This is a genomic window from Kribbella sp. NPDC000426 (assembly GCF_040300265.1).
Classification (GTDB): Bacteria; Actinomycetota; Actinomycetes; order Propionibacteriales; family Kribbellaceae; genus Kribbella.
Genome location: NZ_JBEPDK010000005.1, coordinates 68537 through 81318, shown reverse-complemented (window position 1 = coordinate 81318; position 12782 = coordinate 68537). Strand labels below are relative to the sequence as shown.

Sequence of the window (12782 nt, the reverse complement as noted above, 5' to 3'; positions counted from 1 at the left end):
CAAAATTGTGATACATCTGCTGTATGACGACAGTCAACGAGCACGCGGTGGGACTTCGCGAGTTGCGCCACAAGACGAGTGAGGTGTTGGCTCGCGTTCGGCACGGCGAGACGATCGACGTGACCGAGTACGGCCGGCTGGTTGCTCGTATTGTGCCCGTGGATGAGCGCGACTCGACGCCGGTGCTGGATCGTCTCGCAGCCGAAGGGCGCGTCCGTACGGCGATTCGCCCCGGCTACCGGCCGCGGATGCGCGCGGGTGACGGCACTGACCGGTTGACTGATGCTCTCGCCGCTCTGCGCGACGAGGAATCCTGGTGAGCCTCTATTACGTCGACACCTCCGCTGCGCTCAAGCTCCTGGTGGAGGAGAGTCACTCGAAGGCGTTTGCCCGGTTCTATGACAATGCCGCTGCTGCGGCGTGGGTGAGTTCAGGGCTGCTGCGCATCGAAGTGATGAGAGCGGTAAGCAGGGCGTTCCCGGCTCTGTTGCCTGATGCTCGTGACCTGCTTCTTGCCTTCGACTTCATCAGCATCGACGACGACATCGTCGACGCGGCCATGAATGAACCGGATCGGATGCTGCGCTCGCGCGATGCCATCCATCTGGCCACCGCCAGGGTGCTGGGCTCGGACCTGACGGCGCTCGTGACGTACGACGACCGGCTCGCCATCGCCGGTAAGGACGCCGGGTTCGAGATCGTCAGTCCTCGCGGGTGACGCGTTCGCTTACCTGACGCGCACGCCGTCCAGGGCGATGGTGAGGACTCGGTCGCGTTGGGCCTGGTCTACGAAGCCGGCGGCGGTGAGTCCGCTGACCATGCGGAGGAGGTCGTCGAAGGAGACGTCCTTGCGGGCCTCGCCGGCTTCCTGGGCGCGCTCGAACAGCGGCGTCCCGGCCGCGTACATGGCCGCGCGGGCTGCCTTGAAGCTCTCGGTCTCGCGGTTCAGGGACTCCCAGATCGCGCGCTTGGTCGCGGCGTACTCGACGAAGCGGTGCAGCCACGTGGTCAGCGCGTCCCACGGCGGTAGGTCGGCGACCTTCTCCGCCGCGATGCACAGCTCCTCGATCTCGCCGAAGTACACCGCGTTGAGCAGGTCCTGACGGTTCGGGAAGTTGCGGTACAGCGTGCCGATACCCACACCGGCCTGCCGGGCGATGTCCTCGAGCGACGCCTCGACGCCCTTGGCGGCGAACGCGTCCCGGGCAGCGGCCAGCAGCGCGTCGAAATTCCGCCGCGCGTCCGCCCGCTGCGGCCGCCGTACGTCGACCTGCAAAGCCGGCCTGCTCTGCGCGCTGTCCATTCGATCACCTTAGCCAGTTGTTACCGGAGGCATCCCTCCGATATAGTGGAGGCACACCTCGACTTTACCAGGCCGGGGACTCCCGCGCCGTCGTCCGGCGCGATCACACCCCTTTCGAAGGACTTCTGCATGCCTGTCATCAGGTCTGGAAACCCGCGACTGACCCTGGCGGTCCTCGCCACGGTCGTCGCATCGTTCTCGATGCTGCAGTCGCTGGTGAGCCCGGCGCTGCCCGTCATCCAGCACGACCTGCACACCACCCCGAGCACGGTCACCTGGGTCTTCACCGCGCTTCTGCTGTCCGTCTCGGTCGCAACCCCGCTCCTCGGCCGCATCGGCGACATGGTCGGCAAGGAGCGCACGCTGTTCATCGCGCTCGGCGCCCTCGCCGTCGGCTGCCTGATCGCGGCCCTCGCGCCGAACATCGGCGTACTCATCGCCGCCCGCGTCTTCCAGGGCGTCGGCGGCGCCGTCTTCCCGCTGGCGTTCGGGATCATCCGGGACGAGTTCCCGGCCGAGCGCGTGCCGTCCGTGGTCGGCGTGGTCTCCGCGATCATCGCCGCCGGTGGCGGGCTGGGGATTGTACTGGCCGGCCCGATCGTGGAGTGGCTCGGCTGGCGCTGGCTGTTCTGGATCCCGATGGCGGTCGTCACCACATCAGCCCTGCTGGTACGCCGGTACGTCCCGGAGTCGCCGAACCGCGTGGCCGGCCGAATCGACTGGCTCGCCGCCGCGTTCCTGTCCGGCTGGCTGATTGCGCTGCTGCTCCCGCTGAGCACGGGCCGCACGTGGGGCTGGGGCTCGTTCCGTACGGTCGGCCTGTTCGCGCTGGCCGTCGTACTGTTCGTCGGCTGGATCACCGTTGAACTGCGGTCGCGGAACCCGCTGATCGACATGCGGATGATGCGCCGCCCGGCGGTGTGGACGACGAACCTGGTGGCGCTGCTGTTCGGCGCGGCGATGTTCGCGGTGTATGCGTTCGTGCCGCAGTTCCTGCAGATCCCGAAGGCCGCCGGGTTCGGCTTCGGGGCGAGCGTGACCCAGGCCGGCCTGCTGATGCTGCCGATGCTTGTGACGATGGCCGTCACTGGGTCCATGAGCGGTCCGCTCGCACCGCGGTTCAACGTGAAGGCGCAGGTCGTCTCCGGCTCCGCGCTCAGCCTGGTCGCGGCGCTCCTCTTCGCAGAGTTCCACGACCAGCAGTGGCAGGTCGCAGTGTCGACGGCCCTGTTCGGCATCGGCCTTGGGCTCGCCTACGCGTCCATGACCAGCCTGATCGTGCAGAACGTCCCGCGCGAGCAGACGGGCGCAGCCACCGGCATGAACACCAACATCCGCACCATCGGCGGCTCCATCGGTACGGCCCTGGCCAGCTCCATCATCACCGGCCACCTCCAGCCCTCCGGCCTCCCCACCGAGTCAGGCTTCACCAACACGTTCCTCCTCCTGGCCGCCTTCGCCGCCGCAGCCGTCGTACTAGCCCTGGCAATCCCAAGCCCTCGCCGTACGCGGGCCGTTCCCGCGCCAGCCGAATCCGTCGCCGAGGAACTGGCCGCATGAGCGTCGCGCCTTTGCGGAAACTATTCGGCACCCGCTGACGAAAACCTTCCGCAAAGGCGCCTACCCGGCCGGTCGCCTCGTGCGTGTGCTTAGGGTGAGGGGTGAAGCTTCCGCATCCGTTGACGGGGCAGTTGTTCGAGAGTCCGGTGCCGCCGGGGACCGGGTGGCCGGAGGATCCCGCCGTACGGCGTACTCCGGTGGCGCACGGTCCGGTCGAGGTGCGGAAGCTCGCGGCGATTGACGACCTGCACGAGCTGGAAGCGCGGGTCTCCGTCTGCCATGCCTGCCCGCGGCTCGTGGAATGGCGGGAAGATGTTGCTGTCGGCAAGCGAAAGTCCTTCGCCGACCAGCCGTACTGGGGCCGCCCGATCCCCGGCTGGGGCGACCCGGCCCCGCGCATCCTGATCGCCGGCCTCGCCCCCGCGGCGAACGGCGGCAACCGCACCGGCCGCGTCTTCACCGGCGACCGCTCCGGCGACTGGTTGTTCGCGTCGCTCTACCGCATCGGTCTCGCCAACCAACCCACCAGCGAACACGCCGGCGACGGCCTCCGCCTGACCGGCGCCCGCATGATCGCCGCCGTCCGCTGTGCCCCACCAGCCAACAAACCTACACCCGACGAACGCGACAACTGCGCTCCATGGTTCCGCCGCGAACTGGAGCTGTCCCTCGCCACCACCCGTGCGATCGTCTGTCTCGGCAAGTTCGGGTACGACGCCCTGCTCAACGGACTCGCGTCGCTGGGGGCAACGATCCCGCGACCCCGCCCCAAGTTCGGTCACGCCGTCGAGCACCAGATCCCAACCCCACAAGGCGAAATCACCGTCCTCGGCTGCTTCCACCCCAGCCAGCAGAACACCTTCACCGGCAAACTCACCGAACCCATGCTCGACGCCGTCCTCACCCGGGCCAAGACCCTGGCCGGGTTATCCACAGAGCCGCCGAAGTGAGGTTGACCCGGATGGTGCAGGTGTTGGAAGCTCCCGGCATGCCTCCGAAGCGGGTGTTCACATGACCAGCGGGAATCCGCCCGAGCAGTCCCGCGGCCGACCCGCCACGCGCCGTGAGGCAGGCGGTGTGGAGCGCTCGACCGCCACGCCGAAGCTGCCCGGCGCCCACGAGGCAACGGATCTCAACTTCATCCCGGGCCCGGACCGGTTCCACTACTGGAGCGAGATCTCCGACGACGTGAAGGCGTACCTCGAGCGCAAGGTCGGGCCGAAGATCGACTGGTGGGCCGACCAGCACAAACGGGAACGCGACCGGCCGTACGCCGTCGTACTCGGCCCGAACGGCCTGGCCATCACGACCCCACGCGTCAACGCGCAAGGCCAACGCACCCAGAGCATCCGCCTAGACCTGTTCGCCCCGTCAAGCCTCAAACACGCCGTCGTCCAGCAACAACTCATCAAACCCCGCGGCGCCCTACGCTCCCTCGTCACCGGCCGAGCCGGCGCTCCCCAGCCCGCCGCACCCCCACACCTGAACCTCTCCCAAGAAATGCGCGGCTTCCTAGGCAACCTCCCCCTAGAAGCCCAACAACGCCTCCAAACCCCGTTCCTAGGCACCCAACCCGTCACCCACTACCTGTCCTACGCCTACGGCAACGACAAGGACTACGACGCCTGGTGCTACCTAGCCGGCCCCCAAACCCTCACCTTCGCCTCCGGCCACTGCACCCGCCGCCCAGGCACCCCCGCCCGCCAAGCAACCTGGCACCTAACCTGCTACCAAGCCGACATAGCCCACTAACCAGTGCCCGGAACGGGATTCGAACCCGTATGCCTGTTAGGGCCGCGAGGTTTAAGCTCGCTGCGTCTGCCGTTCCGCCACCCGGGCTTCGGGACGAGGGTACTCGTTACTGGTAGTTCTTCCGTGGGTAGACGGCGTGGGCGCCGGCGACGCGGTCGAGGAAGAGCTTGCCGTCGCAGTGGTCGATCTCGTGTTGGAGCGCCCGGGCCTCGAAGGCGTTGGTGGTGATGGTCACCGGATCGGTGGTCCCGGGCAGTACGCCGCGTACGGTCAGCCGGGTCGCCCGTTTGACGTCGCCGGTGAAGTCGGGGACGGACATGCACCCCTCACGTGCCTTCTCGTTCCGCGAGGCCTCGACGACCACCGCGTTGCAGAGCACGAAGACGCCGTGACACGTGCGGGTCTTCGGATGATCGGTGACGTCCAGCGAGAACATCTGCGCCGCCACACCCACCTGCGGCGCGGCCAGGCCGACACATCCCGGGGAGACGCGCATCGTCGCCACCAGGTCGGCTGCCAACTGGATCACGGAAGGATCGAGCGGGTCCACGGAGGCACCTTCGGTGGCCAGCACCGGATGCGGCGCCCGGACGACCTCCAGGACCTGCCCCTCGACGTCCAGCAGCTTGGGCGACCACGAGGCGATCACAGGACCCCGCCTTCGAAGTTCCGCGACCAGGAGGAGATCACAGGTCGTCGCTCTCCGCCGGGCGCAGGGTGACGCCGACCCCGAGCTCGTCGGCGGTGATCTCGAGCGCCCGGTCCAGCATCTCCAGCTCCGACGACGGCGGCAGCTCGACCTCCGCGGTCAGCACGTACAGCCCGCCGCTCAACCGCGTCGAGAGGTCCGTGATCGTCCCGCCGGCCGCCGCGATCATCCGCGTCACCGCGGCGACGATCCCGGGCCGGTCGGCGCCGTGCACACTCAGCATGTACGGCGCGCCGATCGGCGCGTGCTCGTGCTCCGGACCCATCGTCCGCACCGTGATCACCAGCTCACCCTGCAGCGGCTCCAGCGCCGACTCGACCTCGTCGATCGGCCCGGCGCAGACGATCATCATCGCGAAATGGCCGCGCAGCAGCGTCATCGTGGTGTCCTCGAGGTTGACCCCGGTACCAACCAGGGCCCCGGTGACGTCCGCGATGATGCCCGGGCGGTCCGGGCCGATGACGGTGACAGCGAGCTGACTCATGCCCGGCAACCTACCGTCGACCTAAGTACCGCAAGAAAGCGACTTCGGTATCCGGACAACCCCGACGGCCCCGGAAAACGCTTACGCACCGCTACATTCGAACCATGAAGCGCAGCGCTCGCGACTGGATCGTGGACAGTCTCGTGTTCGCGGTCGCGGTGTTCACGGGCTTCCTGCTGTACGACGCCGGCCGGAAGGACCCGATCAGCCCGGGGCTGCTCGCGATCGACTTCTACGTCGGCATGGCACTGTGCCTGACGCTCTGGTTCCGGCGCCGCTGGCCGCTCCAGCTGGCCATCATCGGCGCCGCCGTGTCCACCTTCTCGGAGACCGCCGGGGTGGCAGCGCTGATCCTGATCCTGACCGTGGCGATCCACCGGCCGCTGCGGACGACTGTGCTGGTCTTCGGGGTGAACGCGATCAGCCTGGCCGCGTACATCAAGATCCGGGACAAGTCGGACGATCCCGCGGCCATCGTGATCGCCGCGATCGCCATCTACCTCGCGGTGGCCGGGTGGGGGCTCTACATCCGGTCGCGCCGTCAGTTGCTGCAGACGCTGCGGGACCGGGCCGATCGGGCCGAGACGGTCGCGAGGCTCCAGGCCGAGCAAGGCCAGCTCCGCGCCCGCGAGGAGATCGCCCGCGAGATGCACGACGTACTCGGGCATCGGCTGTCCCTGCTCAGCGTGCACGCCGGCGCGCTCGCGTACCGCCCCGACGCGTCGGTGGACGAGGTCGCCGGCGCCGCCGAGATCATCCGGGCCAGTGCGCACCAGGCGCTCCAGGATCTCCGCGAGGTGATCGGCGTACTGCGGGCTCCCGTCGGCGAGCTCCCGCAGCCGGCGTTCTCCGATCTGCCCGCCCTCATCGACGGCTCCCGCGAGGCCGGCATCCCGGTCGACCTGACCCTCGACGCACCGGGTGCGATGCCCGAGCACGTCGGGCGGACGGCGTACCGGATCGTGCAGGAAGGTCTCACGAACGCGGTCAAGCACGCCCCGGGCGAACCCGTGACGATCAGCGTGACCGGTGCCCCCGGCAACGGGTTGTCGGTCGAGCTGCGCAATCCCGCGCCCAGCCGCCGACGAGGAGACGGCCAAGGTTTGAAGGGACTCAGCGAACGCGCCGCCCTGGTCGAAGGCCGGATCGAACACGGCCGCACCCCCGAAGGCGACTTCCGCCTCTACGCCTGGTTACCGTGGCCCGCATGACCATTCGGGTGCTGATCGTCGACGACGATCCGTTGTTGCGGGCCGGGCTCAAGCTGATGCTGGGCGGTGCGCAGGACATCCGCGTGGTCGGCGAGGCCGGCGACGGTTCTGGCGTACAAGGGTTGATCGACCGGCTCGCGCCCGACGTGATCCTGATGGACATCCGGATGCCCGGCACCGACGGCCTGACCGCGACCGAGACCGTACGACGGCGCCCCGGCGCGCCCGAGGTCGTCATCCTCACCACGTTCGACGCCGACGAGCACGTACTGCGGGCGCTCCGCGCCGGCGCGGCCGGCTTCGTCCTGAAGGACACCCCGCCGGCCGAGATCGTCGAGTCGGTACGGCGGGTCGCGGCCGGCCAGCCGGTTCTGTCGCCGGCCGTCACGAAACGCCTGATCACCCGCGTCGCCGACTCGGGGACCGACAGCCGCAAGGCCAAGGCCGTTGCCAGACTCAACGATCTGAACGACCGCGAACGCGAGATCGCCGTCGCGGTGGGGGAGGGGAAGTCGAACGCCGAGATCAGCGCGACGCTCTACCTCAGCGTCCCGACCGTGAAGACGCACGTCTCCCGCATCCTCACCAAGCTCGACCTCAACAACCGCGTCCAGATCGCCCTGCTCGTGCACGACGCGGACCTGCTGCACGAGCAGTAGAAGGCCGGCCCCCGGCGAGTCGAGGGCCGGCCGATCAGGTGGTTACGACTGGGTCGCCCTGCGGAACTCCTCGTTCGGGGTCTGCAGGCTGCCGAGGCTGGTGACCTCGCGGCGGAAGAACAGCGCCAGCGTCCAGTCGAGGATGACGCGGGCCTTCCGGTTGAAGGTGGGGACGCGGGACACGTGGTACGTCCGGTGCAGGAACCAGGCCAGCCAGCCCTTCACCTTAACGCCGTACAGCTGGGCGACGCCCTTGTGCAGACCGAGGCTCGCGACCGAGCCGACGTACTTGTGCCGGTAGTCCTGCGGCGGCTGGCCGTCGACCACCCGGAGGATGTTCGCGGCGAGCTGGTGCGCCTGGCGGACGGCGTGCTGCGCGTTCGGGGCGCAGTACGCACCGGTCGCACTGGTCAGGTCCGGTACGGCGGCGTTGTCGCCGGCGGTCCAGGCGTCGTCGACGCCCTCGATCCGCAGGTTCGCCAGCGTCTTGATCCGGCCCTTCTCGTCCAGCGGGAAGTCGGTCGCGGCGAGCGCCGGGTTCGCCTTCACGCCGGCGGTCCAGACGATCGTGTCGGCGTCGAACTCCTCGCCGTCGCTGAGGATCACGTGGCCCTTCTCGCAGGACTCCAGCCGGGTCTCCAGCCGGATGTCCATGTTGCGCTTGCGGAGCTGGTCCACGGTGTACTTGCCGAGATCCTCACCGACCTCGGGCAGGATCCGCCCGGTGGCCTCGACCAGGACCCAGCGCATGTCCTCGGGGTTGATGTTGTCGTAGTAGCGGGTGGCGTAGCGGGCCATGTCCTCGAGTTCTGCGAACGCCTCGACACCGGCGTACCCGCCGCCGATGAACACGAACGTCAGCGCGGACTTGCGCAGCGCCGGGTCGGGCTGCGACGAGGCGACGTCGAGCCGGTCGAGGACCTTGTTGCGCAGCGCGATCGCTTCCTCGACGTTCTTGAACCCGGTTGCTTCGTCGGCCAGGCCGGGGATCGGCAGGGTACGGGCGATCGAGCCGAGGGCGACCACGATCTGGTCGTAGGCGAGCTCGTACTCCGGGCCCTCCTCGGGCATCACCTTGGCGACCTTGTTGGCGTGGTCGATACCGGTCACCCGGCCGGTCACCACCCGGCAGCCCTTGAGGGTCTTGCGCAGCGGCACGACGACGTGCCGCGGTTCCACCGAGCCGGCCGCTGCCTCGGGCAGGAACGGCTGGTAGGTCATCACCGACCGCGGGTCGACCACAGTCACGCGGATCCTGCCCTTACGGGCGGCGCGGCGCAGGCCGTACGCGGTGTACATCCCGACGTAACCGCCTCCGACGACGAGGATGTGCGGTACCTGGGCTGTCATCCGGTTCACTCTCCCTGAGTGGTTCTCCGACTTCATGTTCACTTCAACGTTAAGCGCTCGTGAAACATTTCACAAACCCTCTTCCGAGTGATCTCACCCACCGAACATCCCCTGCGCGAGGGACCTGTCATGCCTCCATGGTGAGGCGGTAGACCGAGATATGGGAGGGGGACTCGGTGGTGAACGGTGCGCCGTGCCAGTCGGCGTGGCGGGATTCCAGGGTGAAGCCGGCGAGTTGGCCCATCAGGTCGAGTTCGGCCGGCCAGATGTACCGGTGCGGGCTGCGGCCTAGCTCTGCCCGGGTGCCTTCGCCGAAGTGGAAGTGGTGCGAGACCACGTGCTGGTTCAGTACGTCGTACGTGTCGAGCAGGATGTAGCCGGGCTCGGCGACGCCGACGGTGGCCGGCGTACCGGGTGGGAGCCGGCGCAGTTCGGGGACCCAGAGCTCGATCACGAAGCAGCCGCCGGGTGTGAGATGTCGCGCGGCGTTGCGGAAGCACGCGACCTGCTGCTCCTGGGTGAGCAGGTTGGAGATCGTGTTGAAGACCAAGTAGACGAGGCTGAACTCACCGGCCGCGCGAACGACGGACATGTCGCCGACGACCACCGGGATCGCCGCCTCGTCAACCTTCGTACGGAGTTCCGCGAGCATGGCGGTGGACAGCTCGACCCCGCTCACCGGTACGCCGCGCTCCGACAGCGGTACGGCGACCCGCCCGGTGCCGATCGCGAACTCGAGGGCCCGCCCGCCGTCGGCGAGCTCGGCCAGGCGGTCCACCGTCGGCCCGAGGACCTCGGGGGCGAACATGCCGGTGCCGGGTGTGTCGTACCGCCGGGCGACCTCGGCGTTCCAGAGCTGGGTGCCCGAGGTCCACTGCATGATGTCTTCGGCGCCGTCCGCACCGGTCTTGTGGAAACCGAGGCGCTCGTAGAGGCGGCGGGCGTCGGGGTTGTCGCGCTCGACATGCAGTTCGAGCGGTACGCCGCGGGTCCCGGCCTCCGACTGGAGTTCGGTGATGATCGCCGTACCGATGCCGCGGTTCTGGACGTCGGGGTGGAGCTGGATGCCGTTCAGCTCGACGGCTGCCGGCGTACGGCTGATGCGGAGGCGGCCGGCGGGGCGGTCGTCGACCTCGACGACATTCAGCTCGGTCGAGGGATCGTCGATCGATTCCAGGCTCCACTCCACGAAGCCGGCGTGCCACGCGGTCTCGTCGAAGTCCGCTGCCAGCCGGCCTTGGGCGCGAGTGGCCGCAAGCGTCACGTCAGCGAGGAAGGCGGCGTCGGACGCCACGGCGGGTCTGATGCTGTAGGAGGCTGCCACGGCTCCCCAACGTAGCCGCGCGACGGCGTGCCCGGCCAAGGCTTTTCGGCCGCCTCCTACTCGCCCACCAGCCCGTCGGTCGACTCGCGGAGGAGATCCAGGTGGCCGAGATGGCGGGCGGTCTCCTCGATGATGTGCGCGACGGCGTACCGGAGATTGAACGTCATACCGTCCGAGCGGGCCCGGTCGTCGAAGGACGCGGCGGAGGTGATCTCGCGGGAGCGTGCGCATTCGGACCGGTACGCCGCGAGGATCCCCTCGACCGTGTCGCCGGGTGCGATCGGGAAGCCGCCGTGCGGGTCGTCCTCGGACCACGGCCAGTCGAGGTCCAGGTCGGCGAAGTCGATGGAGAACCAGAAGCGTTCGACCGCGGTGAGGTGTTTGACGATGCCGGCCGGGGTCAGCGCGGACGGGTCGACGGGCCGGGCGAACGCTTGTTCCTCGGTCAGGCCGCTGAGCTTGAGTTCGACCGTGGAGCGGAGGAAGTCGAGCAGGCCGGTGAGCGTGCTGCGTTCGTCGGCGTCCTCAGGTGGTCGGGTGCGGGTGATCTCGGGCATCCGACAACGGTAGGCGCGACAGAGTTCCGCGAGAAGGGTTGATCGGAACAGGTGAAGTGCGCATGAATAGGGGTGTGGAGAGTTACCGCACACCCGTCCTGACGGCTTCGCTGCTCGCGCCCCCGGCGGTCTGTGCGTTGCTGATCCCGTTCCGGGAGCATTTCGACAACGCGAACGCGGCCCTGCTGCTCGTCGTCGTGATCGTCGCAGTCGCGGTGTCCGGCATCCGGCTCGCCGGGGTGCTGGCCGCGGTTTCGAGTGCGATCTGGTTCGACTTCTTTCTGACCGTTCCGTACGACAGCTTCACGATCAACAGCAGCAACGACATCGAACAGGCCGTGCTGCTGCTGGTGATCGGGATCGCGGTCACCCAGATTGCGATCTGGGGCCGCAGGCAACAAGCCAACGCGTCGCGGCGCCGGGGATACCTGGACGGCGTGATCACCACCTCGCAAGCGGTTGCCGCCGGCGGTTCGACCGACGACCTGATCGAGCAGGTCCGCGCCGAGCTGACCGCGCTGCTCGGGATCGACGGCGCGAAGTTCGTTGCCGGTAGCAAGCAGGCCGCCGGGCCGCGGCTGAACCCGGACGGTTCGGTCACCCGCGGATCCCACGTGCTGAAGGTCGAACGCGACGGCCTACCGACGAACGCCGAGATCGAGCTGCCCGTCCAGCACGCCGGCGAGACCCGCGGCCGCTTCCTCCTCACCGCCGCAACCCGCATCGCCCGCCCCGACCTCGAACAACGCCTGGTAGCCGTAGCCCTGGCCGACCAGGTGGGCGCGGCCCTCGCGTCACACGAGGCGACCCGCCCCCACGTCTGACCGACCGGGTGTATCGGAAACCGATTGAGATTCGCAACCGCCTGTAAATACAGGGGTTTCCGGGGCTTGATTCTCAGATGTTGTTCAGGATGGGGTCGTAGTATCTGGATACGGCCCCGGAAGTGGGTCATCAGGAGGAAATGATGCAGAGCAGTAACCCGGTCCTGAACCGGTCGAGTGCATTTGCGCCTGGCCAGGGCCAGGCCTATCCGGGCGCCGCTCCGTACGGTCAGCCGGGAGCCTACGGCTACGGCGGGTCGGGTATGCCGCCGCAGTACCAGGGTGCCCCGGCCGCGAGCCGCCCGATGACGATGGACGACGTGATCGTCCGCACCGCCGCCACGCTGGCTGTGGTCACCGTGGTCGCGGTGATCGCCTGGCGGGCGATCCCGGAAACCGCGGTCGGCCCGGCGTTCTTCGCCGGCATGCTGGCGGCGCTCGCGATCGGCCTGGTGCTGTCGTTCGCCCGCAAGGTGAACCCGGTGCTGCTGATGGTGTACGCCGCGGCCGAGGGCGTGTTCCTCGGGATCGGCTCCAAGTTCATCGCCAACTGGGTCGGTGACCCCGGCATCATCGTGCAGGCCGTGCTGGCCACGATGGTGACGGCCGGCCTGACGCTGGCGACGTACAAGTACTTCGCGATCAAGGTGACGCCGAAGTTCACCCGGATGGTGATCATCGGGACGATGGGCTTCGCCGGCGTGGTGGTCATCAACCTGCTGCTGAGCCTGTTCGGCGTGCAGACCGGGATCGGCGGCTTCGGCGTCATGGGCCTGATCTTCGCCGCGATCGGCGCCGGGCTCGCGGTGTTCAACCTGATCCTCGACTTCGACATGATCGAGCAGGGTGTCCGCCACGGCGCCCCGCAGAGCGAGGCCTGGCGCGCGGCGTTCGGCCTGACCGTCACCCTGGTCTGGCTGTACTGGAACATCCTGCGCATCCTCGCGATCCTCCGCGGCGGCGACTGAACCGCGGCGGCGCGACAGCCGTAATGTCTTCAGGAGGGCCGGTTCAGGTGGACCGGCCCTCCTGGCAGTTCCGGACGCGGT

General features: G+C 68.5%; 15 protein-coding genes and 1 tRNA gene. 9 read left to right on the top strand and 7 right to left on the bottom strand.

The features are described 5' to 3' along the window. Positions 1-23: 23 nt before the first annotated feature. Together ABT313_RS24410 and ABT313_RS24405 are read left to right on the top strand one after the other, a co-directional pair. The gene (locus ABT313_RS24410) at positions 24-320 is read left to right on the top strand and encodes a type II toxin-antitoxin system Phd/YefM family antitoxin (protein ID WP_350858105.1); all 297 of its coding nucleotides are present in this window, start codon (positions 24-26) and stop codon (positions 318-320) included. Beyond that, positions 317-718, top strand: coding sequence for a type II toxin-antitoxin system VapC family toxin (locus ABT313_RS24405; RefSeq protein ID WP_350858102.1), 402 nt, complete (start codon positions 317-319; stop codon positions 716-718). Before ABT313_RS24410 ends, ABT313_RS24405 begins: the two co-directional genes overlap by 4 nt. A 9-nt stretch (positions 719-727) precedes the next feature. Here ABT313_RS24405 and ABT313_RS24400 read toward each other — a convergent pair whose 3' ends face one another. Further along, the gene (locus tag ABT313_RS24400) at positions 728-1303 is read right to left on the bottom strand and encodes a TetR/AcrR family transcriptional regulator (protein WP_350858099.1); all 576 of its coding nucleotides are present in this window, start codon (positions 1301-1303) and stop codon (positions 728-730) included. Between the two features lie 129 nt (positions 1304-1432). On the opposite strand from ABT313_RS24400, the gene ABT313_RS24395 reads away from it, so the two are divergent. The 3 genes from ABT313_RS24395 to ABT313_RS24385 all read left to right on the top strand — a co-directional run bounded on the left by ABT313_RS24395 (position 1433) and on the right by ABT313_RS24385 (position 4615). Then, positions 1433-2863, top strand: a complete 1431-nt coding sequence (locus tag ABT313_RS24395; RefSeq protein WP_350858097.1) for an MFS transporter — start codon at positions 1433-1435, stop codon at positions 2861-2863. Positions 2864-2964: 101 nt separating this feature from the next. Then, the gene (locus tag ABT313_RS24390; RefSeq protein ID WP_350858095.1) at positions 2965-3813 is read left to right on the top strand and encodes a uracil-DNA glycosylase; all 849 of its coding nucleotides are present in this window, start codon (positions 2965-2967) and stop codon (positions 3811-3813) included. Between the two features lie 61 nt (positions 3814-3874). After that, positions 3875-4615, top strand: coding sequence for a hypothetical protein (locus ABT313_RS24385; protein ID WP_350858092.1), 741 nt, complete (start codon positions 3875-3877; stop codon positions 4613-4615). Between the two features lie 4 nt (positions 4616-4619). Here ABT313_RS24385 and ABT313_RS24380 read toward each other — a convergent pair. The 3 genes from ABT313_RS24380 to ABT313_RS24370 all read right to left on the bottom strand — a co-directional run bounded on the left by ABT313_RS24380 (position 4620) and on the right by ABT313_RS24370 (position 5808). Further along, a tRNA-Leu gene (locus tag ABT313_RS24380) sits at positions 4620-4702 on the bottom strand. Positions 4703-4721: 19 nt separating this feature from the next. After that, a complete protein-coding gene (gene def, locus ABT313_RS24375; protein WP_350858089.1) occupies positions 4722-5264 on the bottom strand; it encodes a peptide deformylase in 543 nt (180 codons plus the stop codon). 37 nt (positions 5265-5301) lie between these two features. Beyond that, positions 5302-5808 carry a glycine cleavage system transcriptional repressor gene (locus tag ABT313_RS24370; RefSeq protein ID WP_350858086.1) on the bottom strand — a complete coding sequence of 169 codons (507 nt, stop codon included), beginning with the start codon at positions 5806-5808 and terminating at the stop codon, positions 5302-5304. A 104-nt stretch (positions 5809-5912) separates the two neighbouring features. Between ABT313_RS24370 and ABT313_RS24365 the strand changes: the two genes are divergently transcribed. Next, positions 5913-7019 carry a sensor histidine kinase gene (locus ABT313_RS24365; RefSeq protein WP_350858084.1) on the top strand — a complete coding sequence of 369 codons (1107 nt, stop codon included), beginning with the start codon at positions 5913-5915 and terminating at the stop codon, positions 7017-7019. Beyond that, a complete protein-coding gene (locus ABT313_RS24360) occupies positions 7016-7678 on the top strand; it encodes a response regulator transcription factor (protein WP_350858081.1) in 663 nt (220 codons plus the stop codon). Before ABT313_RS24365 ends, ABT313_RS24360 begins: the two co-directional genes overlap by 4 nt. Before the next feature lie 42 nt (positions 7679-7720). Here the strand turns inward: ABT313_RS24360 and ABT313_RS24355 are convergent, their stop codons facing one another. The 3 genes from ABT313_RS24355 to ABT313_RS24345 form a co-directional block, all read right to left on the bottom strand. Next, complete coding sequence (locus ABT313_RS24355; RefSeq protein WP_350858079.1) at positions 7721-9028, bottom strand: NAD(P)/FAD-dependent oxidoreductase; 1308 nt, start codon at positions 9026-9028, stop codon at positions 7721-7723. Between the two features lie 127 nt (positions 9029-9155). Beyond that, positions 9156-10352 carry a GNAT family N-acetyltransferase gene (locus ABT313_RS24350; protein ID WP_350858076.1) on the bottom strand — a complete coding sequence of 399 codons (1197 nt, stop codon included), beginning with the start codon at positions 10350-10352 and terminating at the stop codon, positions 9156-9158. Positions 10353-10408: 56 nt separating this feature from the next. Beyond that, on the bottom strand, positions 10409-10909 hold the full coding sequence (locus tag ABT313_RS24345) for a DinB family protein (RefSeq protein ID WP_350858073.1): 501 nt from the start codon (positions 10907-10909) through the stop codon (positions 10409-10411). A 62-nt stretch (positions 10910-10971) separates the two neighbouring features. Here ABT313_RS24345 and ABT313_RS24340 point away from each other — a divergent pair, with 62 nt between their 5' ends. Both ABT313_RS24340 and ABT313_RS24335 read left to right on the top strand, forming a co-directional pair. After that, positions 10972-11733, top strand: a complete 762-nt coding sequence (locus ABT313_RS24340) for a DUF4118 domain-containing protein (protein ID WP_350858070.1) — start codon at positions 10972-10974, stop codon at positions 11731-11733. A gap of 143 nt (positions 11734-11876) precedes the next feature. After that, positions 11877-12701 (top strand): Bax inhibitor-1/YccA family protein, encoded by an 825-nt coding sequence (locus ABT313_RS24335; protein ID WP_350858067.1) that lies wholly within the window; start codon positions 11877-11879, stop codon positions 12699-12701. The last annotated feature ends 81 nt before the right edge of the window (positions 12702-12782 follow it).